We start from the raw sequence: 20,803 nt of genomic DNA on the forward strand, positions 1-20,803 counted from the left end.
AAGTTTGATCAATTTCCGGGCTTTCCATTTCTCTATGCCGGCGTGAGCAGCGTTCAGCGATCAAATGTCATGCTTGACCGTGGCAGGCTGACAAATTAGACCGGGCCATCATTTCAATAACAAGGCCTGACCCCGTGTCCAGTACGTTGCCAGCACATATGCACCCCACCCGTTCCTTTCAGGGTTTGATCCTGACGCTCCATAACTATTGGGCGGAACACGGTTGCGCTATTTTGCAGCCTTACGACATGGAAGTAGGGGCGGGTACGTTCCACCCGGCGACGACTTTGCGTTCGCTCGGGCCAAAGCCTTGGAAAGCTGCGTATGTGCAGCCGTCGCGCCGTCCGAAGGATGGCCGCTATGGTGAAAATCCAAACCGCTTGCAGCATTATTATCAGTATCAGGTGATCATCAAGCCATCGCCGCCGAACCTGCAGGACCTTTATCTCGGTTCGCTTCGCGCTATCGGTCTTGATCCGACGCTGCATGACGTGCGTTTCGTGGAAGACGACTGGGAAAGCCCGACGCTCGGCGCTTGGGGTCTTGGTTGGGAATGCTGGTGTGACGGCATGGAAGTGTCGCAGTTCACTTACTTCCAGCAGGTTTGCGGCATTGAATGCTCGCCGGTCGCGGGCGAATTGACCTATGGTCTTGAACGCCTCGCCATGTATGTGCAGGGCGTGGACAATGTCTATGACCTCAACTTCAATGGTCTCGAAGGCGAAGAAAAAGTCACCTATGGCGACGTTTTCCTACAGGCTGAGCAGGAATATTCCCGCTACAATTTCGAAATGGCGAATACCGATATTCTGCACCAGCATTTTATTGATGCAGAGCGCGAATGCGCTGCGATTTTGAAGGCAGGCAGCACGGGCGAAGGCTCGCTGCATAAATGCGTTTTCCCGGCCTATGACCAGTGCATCAAGGCATCCCATGTCTTCAACCTGATGGATGCGCGCGGCGTGATCTCGGTTACTGAACGTCAGAGCTATATCCTGCGCGTGCGCAATCTCGCGCGTCAGTGCGGCGAAGCTTTCTTGTTGACGGATGCCGGTGGTTTTAATCTCAAGCGTGAGGGCGAGTAATTAATATGCCTGATTTGTTGCTCGAACTTTTCTCCGAAGAAATCCCGGCCCGCATGCAGCGCAAAGCTGCAGGTGATTTCAAGAAGATGATCACCGATGGTCTGGTGGAAGCCGGTCTGACCTATGAGGCCACGACCGCCTATTGGACCCCGCGCCGTTTGACGCTCGATATTCGCGGTCTGACCGTGCGCTCGAAAGACGTGCATGAGGACGTAAAAGGCCCATCCGTCACGGCACCGGAACAAGCCATTGCGGGCTTTCTCCGTAAGGCTGGATTGACCGATGTGTCTCAGGCACATGTGCATTCCGATCCAAAGAAGGGCGATTTCTACGTTGCTCATCTGACCAAGCCGGGCCGCGCTGCGGAAGAAATCATTGCTGAACTCGTACCGCAGACAATCCGCAACTTCCCTTGGCCAAAATCCATGCGCTGGGGTGCAGCTTCGTCAAAGCCGGGTGCACTTCGCTGGGTGCGTCCGCTGCAATCGATCCTCTGCACCTTCGGTCCTGAAACCGAAGAAACGGTTGTGGTCGAGTTTGACGTTGACGGCATCAAGTCGGGCAATCTCACCTATGGTCATCGTTTCCTGAGCGATGGTCAGGCGATCAAAGTGCGCCGTTTTGACGATTACGTCGAAAAGCTCGAAAAGGCTTTTGTGGTGCTCGACGCCGAGCGCCGCAAGGAAATCATCTCGCAGGACGCGCATAACCTGGCTTTCGCCTCCGGTCTGGAACTGGTCGAAGATGCGGGTCTTCTCGAAGAGGTTTCTGGTCTGGTCGAATGGCCTGTCGTGCTGATGGGCGAGTTTGAGGAAGAGTTTCTGGCGATTCCGCCGGAAGTCATTCAGCTGACAATCCGCGTGAACCAGAAATGCTTGGTCACCCGCAAGCAGGGCGAAACAGAAGCACTGTCGAACAAGTTCATTCTGGTGTCCAACATCGCTGCACGCGATGGCGGCACGGAAATCGCTTACGGCAATGGCAAGGTCGTGCGCGCACGTCTCTCCGATGCGCTTTATTTCTGGCACACGGATCAGCACGATCTGCCGGACCTCGACAAGCTTTTGGCTTCTGGCGAAAAATTCGGCCTTGATCTGAAAAAGCCGCTTGATCAGCGCATGGCGCGTCTGGATGCGCTCAATGTGACCTTCCATGCCAAACTCGGCACGCAAGGACAGCGAGTTCAACGCATCCGCGAGCTGGCGGCTGAGATCGCGCCGCTGGTCGGTGCCGATCCTGCGCTTGCAGCGCGCGCGGCAGTTCTGGCAAAGGCCGATCTGACAACGGAAGTTGTCGGCGAATTCCCTGAACTTCAGGGCGCGATGGGTCGCAAATATGCTCTGCTTCAGGGCGAAGACGAATCCGTCGCTACGGCTCTCGAAGAACATTACAAGCCGCAAGGCCCGTCTGATTTCGTACCGAAAAATCCGGTTGCCGTTGCTGTCGCCTTGGCTGACAAGCTCGACACGCTGATTGGTTTCTGGGCGATTGACGAAAAGCCTACCGGCTCGAAAGACCCGTTTGCTCTGCGTCGTGCAGCGCTGGGTGTGATCCGTCTGGTTCTGTCGCAGGACTGGAAGTTCCCGCTCTTGCCACTTCTGCGCTCGGCTTATGCCGCTCTCAAAGAAGGTCAGGTTCAGCGCAGACTGCGTGAGTTTGAAGCCAAGCTCGCAGATGAAAAATCTGGCGATGTTGATGGTGAGCAGGACGTCGATAACGCATTGCGCAATCTGGAAGCAGAGGTGCGTGCGCAAGAAGCCAATGCTGAGCCGTTGCTGGCTGATCTGCTGTCCTTCTTGCATGACCGTTTCAAGGTTCACTTGAAAGAAGACGGCGCACGTCACGACGCAATTGATGCGGTTCTGACTTCGGATGCCGACAATCTTCTGCTGGTTGCCCGTCGTTTGGAAGCCTTGATCGTCTTCATCAATGAAGAAGACGGCAAGAACCTTCTGGCTGGCACGAAGCGCGCTGCCAACATTCTGGCCGCGGAAGAAAAGAAGGGCACCAAGGTCGCTCAAAGCGTCGATGCCGCTCTCTTGAAGCTCAATGAGGAAAAGGCGCTTTATGCGGCTGTAAACCTCGCAGCTCAAGAAGCCGAAGAAGCCATTGCCCGCGAAGATTTCGGCGGCGCAATGCTGGCGCTGGCCAAGCTGCGCGGTCCGGTTGATACTTTCTTCGAGAAGGTACTGGTCAATGACGAGGACGAAAACGTCCGCGCCAATCGCCTTGCACTGCTTGAACAAATCCGCACCGCTACCAGCAAGGTGGCCGATTTCTCGAAAATCGCCGGATAAGTAAAAAAGCCGCCTCAAAGGCGGCTTTTTTAATAACTCATTCCGATCTTGCATGAAGTGCTGATTGGAGTCTCTTGCTCAAAAGCGACGCTTTGTGTAGCTACGACATGCACGCAAAAGCGCAGTAACAATGAATAAGGGCTGAAGCCTTTGGCCGACATTCTGGAATTTGACGATAAAGCTGTTTCGCGCGCGGTGGCTGTGCTCACCCGTGGCGGCCTTGTCGCGATTCCGACAGAGACGGTCTATGGTCTTGCGGCTGACGCAGCGCATGGCGAAGGCGTTGCCGGTATTTTCGCCGCCAAAGGCCGTCCGCAGTTTAATCCGCTTATCGCCCATGTCGATAGCATCGCCATGGCCGAGCGTTATGTGACTTTCGATCCGATCTCACGCAAACTCGCAGAGGCTTTCTGGCCGGGACCGCTGACACTTGTTCTGCCGCTTAAAGCTAAACAGGACACGCCGCGCCCTATCCATCCGCTGGTGACGGCAGGGCTTGATACACTCGCCATCCGTATGCCAACGGGGCAGGTGCGTGATGTTATAAAGAATCTGGACGGCCCTGTTGCTGCACCAAGCGCCAATACTTCGGGTCGTATCAGTCCGACATCTGCGAAAGCCGTGGCGGATGATTTGGGCAATAAGATCGACATGATCCTCGATGCTGGTCCGTGTGGCGTGGGTGTTGAATCGACTATTCTTAAGGTTGAAGACGAGCGCGTGCGTCTGCTGCGCCCCGGTGGTTTAGCCGCAGAAGAGATTGAAGCGTTGATTGGCGTTAAGCTTGAACGTGCGGAGCATAAGGCCGCTATTCAAGCGCCGGGCATGATGGAATCCCATTATGCGCCTGATGCTGCCGTGCGGCTTGATGCTGCAAGCGTTGATGCGGGCGAGGCATTGCTGGCTTTCGGACCAGAGCGCGTGACCGGTGCCGATAAAGCGCTTGCTGTGCTGAACCTCAGCCCATCGGGCGATTTGCGCGAAGCGGCCAGCAATCTGTTTGATTTCATGCGCAGGCTTGATGCAAGCGGCGCGCGCACCATTGCTGTTGAACCCATTCCTTTTGATGGTCTCGGTGAGGCCATCAATGATCGTCTTAAACGCGCGGCTGCCCCGCGCTAATTCCCCCAACTGACAAGAGAAGCACATGCTCGACACCGCCCTGATCGAACGTTTTGCAGCCATCGTTGGCGAAAAAAATGCGCTGACCGCGCCGGAAGATATTGCGCCTTTCATGATCGAACAGCGCGATCTCTATCAGGGCCGTTCGCCACTGGTTCTGCGCCCTGCTTCGACGGAAGAAGTTTCTGCTATCCTGAAACTTGCCAATGAAACCAAGACGCCGGTCGTCCCGCAGGGCGGCAATACTGGTCTTGTTGGCGGTCAGACGCCTGATCAGAGCAACACCACGATTGTTCTGTCGCTTGGCCGCATGAACAAGGTGCGCTCGGTTGATCCGGTCGGTAATCTGGTGACGGTCGAAGCCGGTGTGATCCTCAAAAACCTTCAGGACGAAGCGCAGAAAGTGGGCCGTCTGTTCCCGTTGTCGCTTGGTGCGGAAGGTTCCTGCCAGGTTGGCGGCAATCTTGGTTCAAACGCTGGCGGCACGGCTGTTCTGGCCTATGGCAATATGCGCGAGCTTTGCCTCGGTCTTGAAGTGGTTCTGCCAAGCGGCGAAATCCTCAATGATCTGCGCTATGTGAAGAAGGACAACACCGGCTATGATCTCAAAGATCTGTTTGTCGGTTCGGAAGGCACGCTTGGTGTTATCACTGCTGCCGTTTTGAAGATTTACCCGCAGCCAAAGGGCAAGGGCGTTGCCTATGCCGGTCTTCGCAGCCCGGAAGACGTGCTTCGCCTGTTCCAGCTTGCCAACGAACATGCAGGTCCGTCGCTCACTGGCTTTGAACTGATGCCGCGTGTCGGCGTTGAGTTTACAATTGCTCATGTCGACGGCGTTCGCGATCCGCTCGAAAGCCCGCATGACTGGTATGTGCTGGTGGATATTTCTTCGACCCGTTCGGAAGACGATGCGCGCACGACGCTTGAAACCATCCTGACGGAAGCGTTCGAGAACGATATTATTCAGGATGCAGCGATTGCCGAGAGCGTTGCACAGGCACAGATGTTCTGGAAAATGCGCGAGGAAATGTCCTGGGCGCAGAAGCCGGAAGGCGGCTCGATCAAGCACGATATCTCGGTGCCTGTCGCAAAAATCCCGGAATTCATTCACGAAGCCAATGCGGCAACGCTGGAAATGATTCCCGGCTCGCGTATTGTTTGTTTCGGCCATATTGGCGATGGTAATCTGCACTATAACGTGTCGCAGCCGGTGGGTGCCGATAAGCAAGCTTTCCTTGATCGTTGGCACGATTTAAATCATCGCATTCATACAATTGTTGCTTCTTATACCGGATCGATCTCCGCAGAGCACGGTATCGGCGTATTGAAGCGCGAGGAGCTCGCCTTCTTCAAACAGGACGTAGCTCTTGAATTGATGCGCCGTATTAAGAAATCATTCGACCCGAATGGCATTATGAATCCGGGTAAAGTGCTGTAATTCCAGCAAATAAGAAGAAATTAAGGCGGGCAGGAAACTGTCCGCCTTTCATTTATGTAAACGCAAATTAGCAAGAATTACTGACTTCTTACACCTGGTTGTAAAGCAGTAACCAAATGAAAAAGCAGGGAAAAGTTAACCTAACGCGTTAAGCGCATCGGTAATAAACGCGGTCTATTCTCCAAATCAACAAGAGCGAACATCGCTCAAAAGAGAAGCCGGAATAACTGGCTCTCAAAAAACAGGCAGAGATAGACAGAGGCGTCGAAAATGATGAGCAGCGGACTTAAGAAGCCAGAATGGGCAGGTCAGGAACTTCGGCTCGATCCGTTTCACCTTCCGCAGGTTGTGACCTATGCGGCAGAAGATTGCGATGCAGACGTAACCTTCACCATTAGTGAACGTGGTGCGGTTATCCGCCAGATCCTGCCATCGAGCGGCTTGCCAATGTCGCTCGCTCTTCCGATCAACGCATTCATCGGCGTGACAGCTCGCGCTGTCGAAGACGAGTTTGGCGAAATCACCGTAACGCTTGAACTGATGCATGAAGATCCGCAGCTTTCTGTGCCGCTGCTGGTTGCTCACGACCTGACCGATGTTGCTGCTGACTGGCGCGCCTGGGCTGCAACCTTCAATCTGCCAATGATGCTGGTGGAAGAAGATGGCGTTGCGCGTCCGCTTTATGAAAGCACTGGCCCGGTTCGCACCGGAGAACCACAGGCACGCCGTCAGGGGCAGGAACCGCGCCGCCGCCGCCCTCGCTTCCTTGCCCGCCGCAAAACCGGTTCGCTGGGCGTGCGTATGGTCATTGAAGGCCGTGAGATTATCGCTCGAAACTAGAACGCATCCAGAAATTCGCTCCAAGAGCTGCATCAAAGCGATACGAATTTCGGGTTCGCCATACTAGTAGGTCATCACATTCGCGTGTGAACACGTTCTCGTCGGATTTCTATACTATCTAAAGAATAACGCACCGCTCGGTGGTCGTCTGGAAAGATGAAGGACCTTTCCAGACATCAAAGGCCTCGATGCCGGAGCAACCAACTTGGCTGACCTCCAGCAAGCCACCCGGATGGTAATCCCATCCGGGTAATTTTTTATTCAGATTACTTTTTGCGACTGAGAAACGCCATTACGGCTTCGCGCGCTTCGCTCGACGTGAGCCGCTCGGCAAAATGCTTTGCTTCTCTTGCGATGCGATCAGCAACAGGTTCGGCAGGCATACGCATCAGGCTGCGAGCAATCTGCATGGCCTGCGGAGGCTTGGCAGCAATTTCCTCTGCAGCTTTCAGCACTTCTGCTTCCAGCTCGCTGCTTTCTACAACCTTATAGACAATGCCCGCTTCAAGTGCTGCCTGCGCATCGAAGCCATGCCCCAGTGCGAGCAATGCAAATGCCTTCTGATGCCCCATCAGCGATGGTGCAAGCAGGCTGGAGGCCGCTTCCGGTACGAGTCCGAGATCAACAAAAGGCGTGCGAAACAACGCATGGTTAGTGGCAAACGTCAGGTCGCAATGAAGATGGATTGTCGTGCCGATCCCGATAGCCAGGCCATCGACGCCGGATATGACCGGCTTCTTCGAGCCCGATAGGGCTGCGAGAAAATTCAGAATGTCATTGCCCATATTGCCGTCCGACGCGGCAGCCATGAAATCCTGCATGTCGTTGCCTGACGAGAATGCGCCGGGCACGCCCAAAAACACATGCACGCGCACCGCATCATCGGCATCGCCATCTACAAGCGCCTTGGCCATTGCCGCATACATTGCGCGGGTGATGGCATTTTTCTTGTCGGCCCGATTAAACCGGATGATCTGCACTGCACCTTTGCGTTCGATCAGAACATGCTCGCTCATAATCAGACCTCCAGCGCGGATTTTGCAGCTGCAAGGCTGACTGCGCCGCTGATGACGGTGTCCTTGAGGGATGAGACTTCCGCAAGCATGTTTTCGGCAAAGAAACGGCAAAGCGCAGCGCGGCCGGCATCGTCACTGTTAAGTGCTGCGCGCGCGAGATACGCACCGCCAGCAGTCAGGGAGAGCAGGCGCTGATACGGCGTTGCGCCAGCCAGCGCTTCTTCTGTACGGCCTTCGCTTGCCGTCTTTTGCAGCCATTCGGTGGCTTCACGCGCATCTTTGATGGCGGCCGAAAGACGTGAACCCGTTTCGCCAAGTTCAGGACGGTTCGATTTTGTCGCTTTGTCCGCTTCTTGCTGCAGTTCGGCGAGATAGTTGCCGATGCGCTCACCATTGCCGAGCGGTAACTTGCGCAGCACAAGGTCAATGGCCTGAATGCCATTTGTACCTTCATAAATCGGAGTAATGCGGGCATCGCGCAGCAATTGCGCTGCACCGGTTTCTTCGATGAAGCCCATGCCGCCATGGATCTGCACGCCAAGCGAGGCCACATCCACGCCGACATCAGTTGCAAAGCTTTTGGCCAAAGGTGTGAGCAGTCCGGCGCGATCCGACCAGAATTGTGCGTCAGCACCCTCTGTTGCATGACTCATATCGATCGCATGGGCGCATGAATAGGTGATGGAGCGGGCAACCTGTGTCAGCGCTTTCATGGTGAGCAACATACGTTGCACATCCGGGTGCTCGATAATTGGGCTCATGCCAGCCTTGGGATCAGCACCCAAGGCGCGGCCCTGTTTGCGGTCTTTGGCGTAGTTCAATGCCTGCTGATAGGCGGCTTCGGCCACGCCAACGCCCTGAATACCAACCAGCAAACGGGCATTGTTCATCATGGTGAACATGCAGGCGAGGCCGCGATTTTCTTCGCCAATCAGATAACCAACGGCACCTGTTTCCTCGCCTTTCACGAACCCATCGCCATAGATCATGGTGCAGGTAGGGGAGGCATGAATGCCCATCTTGTGTTCCAGGCCCGAGCAGAACAGATCGTTGCGTCGGCCAAGCGAACCATCTGCATTGACGAGGAATTTTGGCACAAGAAACAGCGATATGCCCTTGGTTCCGGCAGGTGCATCAGGCAGGCGAGCCAGCACCAGATGCACAATATTGTCGGTCAGGTCATGTTCGCCATAGGTAATGAAAATCTTCTGGCCAAAAATACGATATGAACCATCATCGCTGCGCTCTGCACGCGCACGCAATGCACCGAGATCAGAGCCCGCCTGTGGCTCTGTCAGGTTCATGGTGCCCATCCACTCGCCGGTGATGAGTTTCTCTAAATACGTGTCTTTCAGCTCTTTTGAGGCGTGCTTTTCCAGTGCTTCGACCGCGCCCATGGTGAGCGTAGGAGCGATAGCAAACGCCAAAGTGCCGGAGTTCCACATTTCGCTGACAGCCACCGACATCATGGTTGGCAGGCCCTGGCCGCCATATTCCGGCGTGCCGGTTAGTGAATTCCAGCCGCCCGCAATCCAGTCGGCATAAAGCTCTTTCCAACCGGGCGCCGTCGTTACAACGCCATCTTTGACAGTGGCTCCATGCCTGTCACCGGTGATGCGAAGTGGTTCCACGCGCTCGGAGGCAAACCTACCTGCTTCTTCCAGAATAGCTTCCGCCAGATCGGCGGAAAATTCGGGGAAACGGTTCTCTTCAATGGCTGTTTCAAGGCCTGCGACCTTCATCAGCGTATGGGAAATTTCGGAAACCGGCGCGCGATACATCTTTCCTCCACTTGGCCTTTGTATGGGTCTCTCCTCGGAAACCCGTCCCGCGGCCAATCAGGCAGCGGGAACATAACGGCTATTGATATAAGAGCTATCGGCTTATTACGTAAACGTCAATATTGTGAATTGTCTTGTTGGATCACGTTCGGTTTCCTTGGGTGGTCGCAACCTCGCGCCAGATTTCCTTTTACAGCGCGAAGAAAACGCAAGTTTGTTGCGTGACAGAAAACAAACCATCTGGTAGGTTTCTTTATGTCAATCGCTAATCGTCGCCAGAAAAACCCTCAACTTGTCCGTTCGCAGCTCATTGAAAGTGCTGTCGAGTTGGCACTGGAGTCTGGTTTGAATGCGGTGAGCCTTGAGGCTGTGGCAAGTAGAGCTGGCGTCACGAAGGGCGGTCTGCTGCACCACTTCGCAAACAAACAATTGCTGATTGATGCAGTCTTTGACGAATTGGTACTGGATTTTGAAACTGCCCTGCGAGCCAGAATGGCGAATGACCAAGAAACTCGCGGACGTTTTACAAGAGCCTATCTTGAGCTGGCGATAGAGGCGCAACAGGATGACAGTCGTGTATGGGCTTTATGGATATCGGTATTTTCCGATGCAAGACTTCGCGATGCCTGGGGCCATTGGCTTAATGCGCGGCTCGAAGAATACGGCGACACGGAAAGCGGGGCAGATATGGAAGCGGTGCGTTTTGCAGCTGATGGAATCTGGCTGAGCCATATGGTTGGCGTCGTCCCGAATGACTGGTCAGCACTTCGGAGCCGTCTGGTGAAAATGATTAGTGATTAAAGCATTTCCGGCAAAAGTGCGAAGCGGTTTTGCGTAAGAATAATGTATAAAAACAAAAAGATAGAGCGGTTCCAACAGTTTAATATTAACTGGAGTCACTCTAATAACTGGCTTTACCAACAAAGTTAAATCTCATGAAAAACTATCTGTTTCTCGGTGTTGCTATCGTTGCAGAGGTAATTGCGACATCTGCGCTCAAGGCGTCCAACTCTTTTACAGTTATGGTTCCAACCTTCACGATGATTGTTGGCTATGCCGTGGCCTTTTATTTTCTTTCCCTGACATTGCAAACCGTTCCGGTAGGTGTCGCTTATGCGATCTGGTCCGGCTGCGGTATCGTTCTGATTTCTGCCTTTGGCTGGCTGGTCTATGGTCAGAAGCTGGACTTGTGGGGAATGATCGGAATCGGCTTCATAATTTTTGGTGTGCTGATTGTTAATTTGCTCTCCAAGTCATCAGTGCATTAGAAAGCGCGCGAAGGTTACGTTTTCTCATGCTCCAATCCGAAAATAGACCTTAAAAACAAAACACTGCACTTAATCCAATTTTTAGTTCATTATTGTAAACGTCAGTAATGTTCGTAGGTGTTTTTATATGACGCTTGTTCCGTACTTCCTGACTGTCAATCTGACGGTGTCATGTGTTTTCATCCTGACATTTGCGTTCGTTGCCATTCAGGAACGGAACTATGCAGCCCCGCGCTGGTTCACGCTGGCATCCATAGCAGCAGCACTCGTTGCAATCTTCGGCTACTGGATCCCGCTTGCAGAAAATCCACGCCTATTGGTCCTGGCTTCCTTCTCGCTTCTGATGGCGGCGTTTCTGGCCATAACGATCGGCCTGCAAAGTATTTATCACCAGAAGATCGACTGGAAATTTTATGGCGGCTTCTTCCTTGCAGCCATCATCTGCAATCTGCTCATCTATGATCTGCCGCGAACGTCGTTTTTGCATCGCTTTCTTTATCAGTTGCCGCTCTGCCTCGCGCAGCTTTGGATGATCCGTGTGATCTATCTATCGCGTATGCCACGCCTGGTCGATAAACTGATGATGGCGCTCGCGATATTCAGCTGCATTTACTACCTTTCAAAAGCCTTCCTTATCGCTTGGCCGGGTTCCGATATGCGGCCGGAGGACGATGCCAACACGCTGCATGTCATCGTTTCCCTGGCAGTGGGTGTGCTGGTGCAGGTAGCGCGCGGACTGCTTCTTTTGCTTAGCACTGTGTCGCATATGGTGGGGGAGGCCAGCGAGCAATCGGAAGTCGATGAGCTTTCGCAGATTTATAATCGACGCGGTTTTGATCGGCATGTTTCCCGCGTTTTGGCGCGCAAGGGAGCTCGTATTCGCTATTCAGTGATTATGAGCGATCTGGATTTTTTCAAACGCGTCAACGATACCTATGGTCATGATGGCGGTGACAGGGTGATTGCAGCTTTTGGTAAGCTGCTCAAAACGCAATTGCCGAAAGCAGCGGTTGCCGCCCGAATGGGCGGCGAGGAATTCGTTGTCTTCATTCCAGACAACGACATGGCTGCTGCGGAAGCTTTGGCGCAAAGCTTGCGGGAAGCTCTATGCGAGCTTCGCTTTACAGGCAAATCTCCGGCTTGGAGCCCGACGGCAAGCTTTGGTGTTGCCGAGCAGGTCGATGATGAGAGCCTTTATGAGACGATGCGCCGTGCAGATGCGGCACTCTATCAGGCGAAAAAAGCCGGGCGCAATCGTGTCCATATCGCTTGAAGTGCTGCGGCCGCATGAGACGGGTTATTACTTGCCCGAGCGTTCGCGTTCTACTGCACGCCAGCCAATGTCTGAGCGATAAAAACCTTCCGGCCAGTTAATCTGCTTGATGGCGTCGTAAGCCTTGCTCTGGGCTTCGGCCACCGTTTCAGCAATCGCTGTTACGTTGAGAACGCGACCACCATTGGCAATGAGGTTGCCGTCTTTTTCAGCCGTACCGGCGTGGAAAACTTTGAGCCCGTCAATGTTATTGAGCTGGTCGAGACCACGAATGATGCTGCCTTTCTTCACATTGGCAGGGTAGCCTTCTGCAGCCATAACCACGGTGAGGGCAGGTTGGTCTTTCCACTCAAGCGATACTTCATCAAGCTTGCCGTCCACGGCCGCATTGATAAGATCAAGCAGGTCGGTTTCAAGGCGCATCATTAGCACCTGACATTCCGGATCACCAAAACGGGTGTTGTATTCGATAAGCTTCGGCCCGTCCTTGCCGATCATCAAGCCCAGGAACAGCACGCCCGAGAAAGGTGCGCCAATTTCCGCCATGCCGCGCATGGTCGGTTCGATCAGTTCGCGCATGGTGCGCTCAACGATTTCGGGTGTCATTACAGGAGCGGGGGCATAAGCGCCCATACCGCCGGTATTCGGCCCGGTGTCGCCATCGCCCACGCGCTTGTGGTCCTGTGCCGAGCCAAGCGATAGGGCAGTTTTGCCATCACAAATGCAGAAGAAGCTTGCTTCTTCACCTTCAAGAAACTCTTCAACGACCACTTCGGCACCAGCAGAACCGAATGCGCCTTCAAAACAGGCATCAACCGCGTCCAGCGCTTCATCGAGCGTCATGGCAACAACAACGCCTTTGCCGGCGGCAAGTCCGTCGGCCTTGACGACGATAGGTGCGCCCACTTCACGGACATAGGCCTTGGCTTTTGGTGCATTGTTGAAGCGGCCATAGGCACCTGTTGGAATGCCAAAACGCGCGCAAAGATCCTTGGTGAAGCCTTTCGAGCCTTCAAGCTGGGCGGCAGCCTTGGATGGTCCGAAAACGCGAATATTCTCGGCTTGGAGATCGTCGGCGAGGCCCGCGACCAGTGGGGCTTCCGGGCCAACGACAACCAGATCGATTGCCTTGTCCTTGGCGAATGCGATGACCGCTGCGTGATCGGTTACGTCGAGCGTTACAAGTTCTGCATATTCGGCAATGCCGGGGTTGCCGGGCGCGCAATAAAGCTTTGTCAGCTTTTCGGAAGCGGCGAGTTTCCAGGCCAATGCGTGTTCGCGGCCACCAGAACCGATCAACAGAACTTTCATGCCTTGCTCCCTGCGCGTGAGATCAGTAAATGTTTATTGATACGGGTCTCTATTGCCCAACGCGTTTGCGGGCAAGGGCAGTACCGCGATTTTTGGATAAAAAGCGGGTGGAGCCGTAGCAGTTTCTAGAAAGCAGGCAATCATGCAGCAGTCAAAACCCAATGCAGGGTCCGGTATTGGGGCCAATTCAGATGTGCAGTCGCGCGATGTGCGTGGACGCGTGAAAGACGCGCCTTCGGGCCATTGGGTCTATCGCGTTCTTCCGCCATCGCTGTGGCCCTATGCGCAGCTTGCGCGCTGGGATCGCCCGATTGGTTGGCAGCTTTTGCTCTGGCCTTGCTGGTGGTCGGCAGCACTCGTTGCTGGCGCAGGCGCGCAGCCTGGCGACGGTGCATGGTCCGTCATACCCTCAATCTGGCACCTTGTCCTGTTTTTGGTTGGCTCAATTGCCATGCGCGGTGCAGGATGTACCTATAACGATATTGTCGATCAGGATATCGACGATAAAGTCGATCGCACGCGGTCGCGTCCACTGCCATCGGGACAGGTCACGAGCAGGCAAGCGAAGATTTTTCTCGTTTTGCAGGCGCTGGTTGGCCTTGCTGTGGTGCTGCAGCTTAACTGGTTTTCAATCGGGCTTGGTGTCTTCTCGCTGCTGATTGTTGCTGCCTATCCATTCATGAAGCGCTTCACCAATTGGCCGCAGCTGGTACTTGGTCTGGCCTTTTCTTGGGGCGCGCTGATGGGTTGGGCGGCCGCGGAAGGCTCTCTCGCATTGCCGCCTGTGCTGCTTTACATCGGCGCGATCCTCTGGGTGATCGGCTACGATACGATCTATGCCCATCAGGATAAGGAAGATGATGCGCTGGTTGGAGTGGGTTCAACCGCGCGGCTGTTTGGCAAACATACCAAGACTGCGCTCATGGTGCTTTATGGTGGAGCAATCGGTTTTTTTGCGGCGGCGTTTGCTGTTGCGCAGGTTCCGATGCCAGCACTTGCCGGTTTGCTGGCCGCTGGTGCCCATCTTTATCGCCAGATCATCGTGCTTGATATCGACAATCCCGATCAGTGTTTGAAACTGTTTCGTTCCAACAATATTGTGGGCCTGATCATCTTTCTGGGCCTCGTGTTCGGAAGCCTGTGGGTGGCCGTCAAACCGCTCGTCTGAATTAAAAAGGCCACCGAAACGGTGGCCTTTTTCTTATTTGGTTACGGATAAAGCCGATCTTTGTTCCAGTCGCCTTCAGGTGTGTCGCGGGTAAACAATACGCGGTCATGCAGGCGGAACGGACGGTCGTGCCAGAATTCGATGGAAACCGGGCGAATGCGGAATCCGGACCAGTGAGAAGGCCTTGGAATGTCGCCGATGGCGTAACGAGCGGTATATTCGGCAACAGCCTTTTCAAGCGCAAAACGGCTTTCGAGCGGTCGCGACTGTTTCGATGCCCATGCTCCTATGCGGCTGCCGCGTGGGCGCGATGCATAATAAGCGTCGGCTTCTGCGTCGCTGACCTTCTCAACTGGCCCGCGCACGCGCACCTGACGGCGCAGCGACTTCCAGTGAAAGCACATGGCAGCCTTTTCGGCGGACAGGATTTCCTGCCCCTTCTTGCTTTCATAATTGGTGTAGAAAACAAAACCGTGCTCGTCGAAATCCTTGAGTAGCACCATACGCACATTGGGCAGGCCGTCAGGATCAACGGTGGCAAGTGCCAGTGCATTTGGGTCGTTCAGTTCGCTCTTGGTGGCGTCATTCAGCCATTCAGCAAAAAGTCGGAACGGTTCTGAGCTTTGGGTGAAATCGTCGCTGGTGTCTGTCATTTGCCGCTATTTCAGATATCTGGAAAACTTGGGTACGCGGAACTTCCTCCAATTCGTCCGCTTTGTCCATGGCTGAGAGCTGCGACGCATCATGCCAGCATGTTGTGTTTTCTCAACCAGGCTTCATACCATTGCGGCCATTGTTCCGTAGGCGTTCCCGTCTTACCCATGCCAAAGCCATGGCCACCTGATGGTATCGCATGAAACTCCACATCCACGCCTGCCTTCACACAAGCTTGCTGCATGATAAGGCTATTGGCTGGATTGGAAATCTGATCGTCATCCGCTTGCGTGAGAAAAACCGGAGGGCAATCCTTGTTAACATGGCTTTCAACCGACCACTCCCGCGTTGCTTCTTGTGTTGGATGCTTGCCAACAAGCGAGCGACGGGTCGATGTGTGATCATAAGGCGCTTCAAGTGTAATAACCGGATAAATCAGCGCCGCCGCATCTGGCCGGGCTGATTGTGTGTCGATGTCATCGACAGGTTCGTAAGACGCAAAAGCTGAGCGGGTCGCGGCAAGCCCCATCAAGTGCCCGCCAGCAGAAAAGCCCAGCGCACCGATCTTGTTTGGAGCAATCTGCCAGTCAGCCGCTTTCGCCCGCACCAGACGAAATGCTCTTTGAACGTCCTGTAGCGGTGCCAGTGGTCCTGCAGCCCATCCCTCAATTGGCAGTCGATAGGTGAGGACAAAAGCAAAAATGCCTCTTTTTGCGAGCCAGCGTGCAGCGGGATAAGACTCTTTGCCTTCCTCAATGCGCTTATATCCGCCACCTCCGGCAATGATCACTGCAGAACCGTTTGGCCGCTCAGGGTTGAATATCTCTAAGCCAGGTACTGCAATGTTTGTGACCGCGCCTCTCTTGGTTATATCAGGCGAACCGCTCGGGCCTCCGCCACCGGGTGGCGATGCAGGCCAAAGGGATAGGCGGCTGCTTTGTGATCGAACACTGATAATTGGCAAGCTGAATGCTGTGGTAAGCGCGGCGCCACCAATCAGTAAGTTACGGCGTGAAATCAAAGTTCATCCTCACTCGAACCGATGTTTCAGACTCTTGAATCTGCTCACTAATCATGGCGATTTTTGCCCGCAAAAGCTTGTTTTCGCAATTAACACTGAACATCTGCAATAGAAGCTCTGTCAGCCAACTTTATACCGTTGTCCTTTGGTAGCGATTTGTTTACCTTGCCCGCGAACCGCTTGTTAACCCCATACCCCCATATTCGCTACATCTTTAGGATGTATTTAAGGGAAGACCGTTGGCTGCTGAATCCGCTCGCCGCGACACACATGACGATTCTACGATTCTTGGTATGGCTTTTATTCGCCGTGCAGCGCTCGTTATGGTTGTTTTGCCGCTGGCAGGCTGTGCGATGGGTGGCGTCAGTATTGAGAAGGCTGTGCCCGATTCGTCTACAATCACGGGTTCAGTCAAACCAGCACAAAAGACAGAAACAGATACTGGCAAACTTTCGGACCAGTCCACGATCAAGAGTGTCGTTTCGGCGCTTGATTTCACCCAATGGGGCAAGAAGCCAGTGCCGTGGGCTAATCCTGATACGGGTAGTCAGGGCACGATTACCACGATTGCCGAGACCAAATCCGACGATGGCCTCTGCCGGAAATTCGAGACCTCTCGTGAGGCTTTTGACGGTGTTTCGATCTATCGCGGCGAAACCTGTATGCAGCGCGGCGGTCAGTGGACAATCACCTCATTTGCACCGATCTAAGCTTTTTTGAAAACATCCCTTTGTAAGTCTGGAAGTTTTCCGGCTTCGTGCGCATATTATGGCAAACTGAGTCTAGCGACTGAGATTACAGTCATTTTTCCAAATGAGGACTATATATGCGCGATCCCTATAGCGTGTTGGGCGTCGCCAAAACGGCGAAGCCCGAAGAAATAAAATCGGCATTTCGCAAACTGGCCAAAAAGCACCATCCGGATCAGAACCAGGATGATCCGAAGGCACAGGAGCGTTTTGCGGAAGTTAACCAGGCCTATGAAATCGTCGGCGATAAAGACAAGCGCGGACAGTTTGACCGTGGCGAAATCGATGCAGAAGGCAAGCCATTGTTTCAGGGCTTTGCCGGTCAGGGTGGCGGCTTTGATGGGCATGCCGGTTTCGGCGGCGGAGATCCGTTCGCGGGCTTTCGTCAGCGTGGCGGTGGGCAACAGGGTGGCTTCGGTGGCGCTGAAGACATTCTCAATGATTTGTTTGGCGGCGCTTTCGGCGGCGGGCGCGGTGGCGCACGTCAGCAGCGCGGGCCGGTCAAGGGCAGTGATCTTTCAGCGTCGATTAATATCACGCTTGAACAGGCTGCAGGTGCCGACAAGGTTGAAGCCGTCTTCCCCAACGGCAAACATCTGAAGATCAAGCTGCCGCAATTCGTCGAAGACGGCCAGACAATCAGGCTCAAAGGTCAGGGCGAGCACGTCCTGGGCGGAACACCCGGCGATGCGCTGGTCACGATCCACTTCAAACAAAGCGCACGTTTTAGGCTTGAAGGTCGCGATGTGCATGTCGATCTGCCGGTCGAGCTTGAGGACGCCGTCCTGGGCGGTAAGGCTGAAGTCGAAACGCTGAGCGGTCGTATCGCCGTCAAGGTTCCGGCTTGGTCCAACTCAGATAAGGTTCTGCGCCTCAAGGGTAAGGGCCTGCCACTGAAAGCTGGCGGTCATGGCGACCTTTATGTACACGTCCGCATCATGCTGCCGGAAGGTGGCGATGCCGAACTTGAAGAGTTTTTGCGCAAGCGCAAAGGCGAATAAGTCAAAATCGTTATAAAAGCCAATGCGGGGATTAACTGCTAAAGCTGCATTTAATCCCCGTAAAAAGGCTTAGCAGTGTCTTTTGCGTCCTCAACCGATGCTCAAGCACAACTCTGTTGTGCGATAAAATCACAATACCCGGCTTTTTATGCGCAATTGCTTGAAGCTGTTGCAAGCCTGTGCGATAGGGCATCTAGTTGATTATATTTCGATGAGGACCCTTAATGACCGCAAAGTCAGGTTTGTTGCAGGGCAAGCGCGGATTGATTCTGGGCGTAGCCAACAACCGTTCCATCGCCTGGGGTATTGCCAAGGCCGCTCGTGAAGCTGGTGCGGAACTCGCATTCACCTATCAGGGTGATGCGCTGAAGAAGCGCGTGGAGCCGTTGGCCGAAGAATTGGATGCTTTCGTTGCAGGACATTGTGATGTTGCTGACGGCGCAAGCATTGATGCTGTTTTTGAAGCACTTGAAAAGAAGTGGGGCAAGCTCGACTTCGTCGTTCACGCCATTGGTTTCTCCGACAAGGATGAACTGACCGGGCGTTACGTCGATACCAGCGAAGCGAACTTCCAGAACACCATGCTGATTTCGGTTTATTCGCTGACGGCAATTTCGCGCCGCGCGGAAAAGCTGATGGCTGATGGCGGCTCCATTTTGACGCTGACCTATTACGGCGCTGAAAAAGTCATGCCGAACTACAACGTCATGGGTGTTGCAAAGGCTGCTCTTGAAGCAAGCGTCAAGTATCTGGCCGTTGATCTTGGCCCGCAGAATATCCGCGTCAATGCGATTTCAGCAGGTCCTATCAAGACTCTGGCTGCATCCGGCATTGGTGACTTCCGCTATATTCTCAAGTGGAACGAGTATAACGCACCGCTGCGCCGCACGGTTACGATTGATGAAGTGGGCGATGTTGGCCTTTACTTCCTCTCTGACCTCTCGCGCTCGGTCACGGGTGAAGTTCACCACGCTGACAGCGGCTACCACGTCATCGGCATGAAGGCTGTTGACGCTCCGGATATCTCAGTCGTTAAAGACTGATTGTTGTAAGACGAAATCCCGAAAAGTTGACCGACTTTTCGGGATTTTTCTTTTGTCTTTCCGTCAGCGGGAAGGTTATCCAAAGAATGGGCACTAGCATAATGTGCGCCAGAAAATCATTAGCGGCAGATAGAGGTAATGCTTTGGCTCGGGAGATCATCTACTTTTCGCGTCACGGTGAGACGGATTGGAATGTCTCGCAGCGCATTCAGGGGCAGCTTGATATTGATATCAACGCCCATGGACGTACCCAGGCAGACCGTAACGGCGATATGCTGAAATCGCTGATTGGCGACGGTGCCGGTTATGATTTCGTTGCAAGCCCGCTGCGCCGCACACGCGAAACAATGGAGCGCATTCGCCTGCGCATGGGTCTCGACCCATATGATTTCCGTACTGATCCGCAGCTTATGGAAGTGAATTTCGGCGATTGGCAAGGCTTCATGATGGAAGATATTGCCAAGGAGCGTGATGACCTTGTGCAAGCGCGCGCTCGCGATAAGTGGAACTTCATCCCGCCGGGCGAAACGGCTGAAAGCTATATGCGTCTTTCTCAGCGTATCGGGCGCTGGGTTGAAGCGGTCGAATGGCCAACCGTCTGTGTGACGCATGGCGGCTGCATTCGCACCCTGTTTTATCTCTATGGTGATATCGACGGCCACGATGCTGCAAATATCTCCATCCCGCAGGACAAGATATTGAAGTTCGAAAACGGCAAGCTTGATTGGGTTTAAAGCATTTCCAGCAAAATTGTGAAGTGGTTTTGCATAGGGATAATGCGTAAAAACAAAAAGATAGAGCGGTTCCAACGGTTCAATATTAACTGGAACTGCTCTTAAAAGCCGGGTAGCTTTTGATATCGATACGCTGCGTCGTTGCGGTCGTTGAAAAGCCCTACTTTGCGAGTGTTCATGTCATTCAAACGCTTTGCGGTTATTGCTGACATTCATGGCAACAGTGATGCGCTGGCAGCAGTGCTCGCTGATATTGATGCCCTGAATATCCAAACCATTGTCAATCTCGGGGATCATTTAAGTGGGCCGCTCGCTGGGCGAGAAACGGCGGATATGCTGATGGCGCGTGAGATGATTGCAATTCGTGGCAATCATGACCGTTGGCTGGTTGAAAAAGCCGTCGAAGACATGGGCCCATCTGATCGCGTTGCCTATGACCAGTTGGAAGAGCGGCATCTTGCCTGGCTGCGAGATATGCCCGCAACCAAAGTTCTCGCAGATGGCCGCATTTTTCTGAGCCACGGCACGCCCACGAGTGACACGACTTACTGGCTCGAAACTGTGACTGCCACTGGCGATGTCGTGCTGAGGCCGAAAAAGCAGATTGAAGCGGAAGCAGAAGGCATTGCCGCATCACTGATCCTCTGCGGTCATACGCATACGCCGCGCGTTGTGCGGTTGAGCGATGGTCGCCAGATCGTCAATCCCGGCAGCGTTGGCTGTCCCGGCTATGATGACGATCAGCCCGTGCCACATATTGTGCAGACCGGAACGCCGAATGCGTCTTATGCTGTAATCGATGATGATGCAGGTAACTGGCGTGTTACATTCCGCAGTATCCCATATGACCCATCTCGAATGGTTTTGCTTGCTGAGAAGGCAGGCAGGGAAGAATGGGCACACGTCATTCGCACTGGATGGCTTCGCGTCGAATAAGCGCGTGAGTTTTCTGTTTCTTGCCATTTGGCAAAATTATGCTATCTTTCCGCCATAAGGAAGGTA

Annotated in this window: 19 protein-coding genes; 14 read left to right on the top strand and 5 right to left on the bottom strand. The window is 53.9% G+C overall.

What is annotated here, in order from left to right; all coding sequences use genetic code 11:
* The first annotated feature begins 158 nt into the window (after positions 1-158).
* The 5 genes from CEV34_RS09455 (at position 159) to CEV34_RS09475 (ending at position 6,782) form a co-directional block, all read left to right on the top strand.
* Complete coding sequence (locus CEV34_RS09455; RefSeq protein ID WP_007873704.1) at positions 159-1,085, top strand: glycine--tRNA ligase subunit alpha; 927 nt, start codon at positions 159-161, stop codon at positions 1,083-1,085.
* A gap of 5 nt (positions 1,086-1,090) precedes the next feature.
* Positions 1,091-3,382, top strand: coding sequence for a glycine--tRNA ligase subunit beta (gene glyS / locus CEV34_RS09460; protein ID WP_094543533.1), 2,292 nt, complete (start codon positions 1,091-1,093; stop codon positions 3,380-3,382).
* Positions 3,383-3,532: 150 nt separating this feature from the next.
* Positions 3,533-4,504, top strand: a complete 972-nt coding sequence (locus CEV34_RS09465; protein ID WP_007873712.1) for an L-threonylcarbamoyladenylate synthase — start codon at positions 3,533-3,535, stop codon at positions 4,502-4,504.
* A gap of 25 nt (positions 4,505-4,529) precedes the next feature.
* On the top strand, positions 4,530-5,942 hold the full coding sequence (locus CEV34_RS09470) for an FAD-binding oxidoreductase (protein WP_007873713.1): 1,413 nt from the start codon (positions 4,530-4,532) through the stop codon (positions 5,940-5,942).
* Positions 5,943-6,212: 270 nt separating this feature from the next.
* The gene (locus tag CEV34_RS09475; protein WP_007873714.1) at positions 6,213-6,782 is read left to right on the top strand and encodes a DUF6101 family protein; all 570 of its coding nucleotides are present in this window, start codon (positions 6,213-6,215) and stop codon (positions 6,780-6,782) included.
* A 266-nt stretch (positions 6,783-7,048) separates the two neighbouring features.
* Here the strand turns inward: CEV34_RS09475 and CEV34_RS09480 are convergent, their stop codons facing one another.
* On the bottom strand, positions 7,049-7,798 hold the full coding sequence (locus tag CEV34_RS09480) for a crotonase/enoyl-CoA hydratase family protein (RefSeq protein ID WP_007873715.1): 750 nt from the start codon (positions 7,796-7,798) through the stop codon (positions 7,049-7,051).
* A 2-nt stretch (positions 7,799-7,800) separates the two neighbouring features.
* On the bottom strand, positions 7,801-9,579 hold the full coding sequence (locus tag CEV34_RS09485; protein WP_007873717.1) for an acyl-CoA dehydrogenase: 1,779 nt from the start codon (positions 9,577-9,579) through the stop codon (positions 7,801-7,803).
* 255 nt (positions 9,580-9,834) lie between these two features.
* Between CEV34_RS09485 and CEV34_RS09490 the strand changes: the two genes are divergently transcribed.
* From CEV34_RS09490 to CEV34_RS09500, 3 genes are all read left to right on the top strand, one after another.
* Entirely contained in the window at positions 9,835-10,380 is a 546-nt protein-coding gene (locus CEV34_RS09490; protein ID WP_007873719.1) for a TetR/AcrR family transcriptional regulator, read from the top strand.
* Between the two features lie 134 nt (positions 10,381-10,514).
* The gene (locus CEV34_RS09495) at positions 10,515-10,847 is read left to right on the top strand and encodes a DMT family transporter (protein ID WP_007873721.1); all 333 of its coding nucleotides are present in this window, start codon (positions 10,515-10,517) and stop codon (positions 10,845-10,847) included.
* Positions 10,848-10,974: 127 nt separating this feature from the next.
* Positions 10,975-12,120 (top strand): GGDEF domain-containing protein, encoded by a 1,146-nt coding sequence (locus tag CEV34_RS09500; protein ID WP_007873723.1) that lies wholly within the window; start codon positions 10,975-10,977, stop codon positions 12,118-12,120.
* A 27-nt stretch (positions 12,121-12,147) separates the two neighbouring features.
* Here the strand turns inward: CEV34_RS09500 and purD are convergent, their stop codons facing one another.
* Entirely contained in the window at positions 12,148-13,431 is a 1,284-nt protein-coding gene (gene purD, locus CEV34_RS09505; RefSeq protein WP_007873725.1) for a phosphoribosylamine--glycine ligase, read from the bottom strand.
* A gap of 142 nt (positions 13,432-13,573) precedes the next feature.
* On the opposite strand from purD, the gene ubiA reads away from it, so the two are divergent.
* Positions 13,574-14,599 (top strand): 4-hydroxybenzoate octaprenyltransferase, encoded by a 1,026-nt coding sequence (ubiA, locus tag CEV34_RS09510; protein WP_007873735.1) that lies wholly within the window; start codon positions 13,574-13,576, stop codon positions 14,597-14,599.
* A gap of 41 nt (positions 14,600-14,640) precedes the next feature.
* On the opposite strand, the gene pdxH is transcribed toward ubiA, so the two are convergent.
* Positions 14,641-15,252, bottom strand: a complete 612-nt coding sequence (gene pdxH, locus CEV34_RS09515; RefSeq protein WP_007873737.1) for a pyridoxamine 5'-phosphate oxidase — start codon at positions 15,250-15,252, stop codon at positions 14,641-14,643.
* Positions 15,253-15,341: 89 nt separating this feature from the next.
* On the bottom strand, positions 15,342-16,274 hold the full coding sequence (locus CEV34_RS09520; protein WP_007873739.1) for an alpha/beta hydrolase: 933 nt from the start codon (positions 16,272-16,274) through the stop codon (positions 15,342-15,344).
* A gap of 239 nt (positions 16,275-16,513) precedes the next feature.
* On the opposite strand from CEV34_RS09520, the gene CEV34_RS09525 reads away from it, so the two are divergent.
* The 5 genes from CEV34_RS09525 (at position 16,514) to CEV34_RS09545 (ending at position 20,737) form a co-directional block, all read left to right on the top strand.
* Positions 16,514-16,984, top strand: coding sequence for an RT0821/Lpp0805 family surface protein (locus tag CEV34_RS09525; protein WP_007873741.1), 471 nt, complete (start codon positions 16,514-16,516; stop codon positions 16,982-16,984).
* Between the two features lie 116 nt (positions 16,985-17,100).
* The gene (locus CEV34_RS09530) at positions 17,101-18,024 is read left to right on the top strand and encodes a DnaJ C-terminal domain-containing protein (protein ID WP_007873742.1); all 924 of its coding nucleotides are present in this window, start codon (positions 17,101-17,103) and stop codon (positions 18,022-18,024) included.
* Positions 18,025-18,248: 224 nt separating this feature from the next.
* A complete protein-coding gene (gene fabI, locus CEV34_RS09535; protein ID WP_007873744.1) occupies positions 18,249-19,067 on the top strand; it encodes an enoyl-ACP reductase FabI in 819 nt (272 codons plus the stop codon).
* Between the two features lie 143 nt (positions 19,068-19,210).
* Positions 19,211-19,801, top strand: coding sequence for a histidine phosphatase family protein (locus tag CEV34_RS09540; protein WP_007873745.1), 591 nt, complete (start codon positions 19,211-19,213; stop codon positions 19,799-19,801).
* A gap of 177 nt (positions 19,802-19,978) precedes the next feature.
* On the top strand, positions 19,979-20,737 hold the full coding sequence (locus CEV34_RS09545; protein ID WP_007873747.1) for a metallophosphoesterase family protein: 759 nt from the start codon (positions 19,979-19,981) through the stop codon (positions 20,735-20,737).
* The last annotated feature ends 66 nt before the right edge of the window (positions 20,738-20,803 follow it).

Origin of the sequence: Brucella pseudogrignonensis, assembly GCF_002252525.1 — a bacterium.
Lineage (GTDB): Bacteria > Pseudomonadota > Alphaproteobacteria > Rhizobiales > Rhizobiaceae > Brucella > Brucella pseudogrignonensis.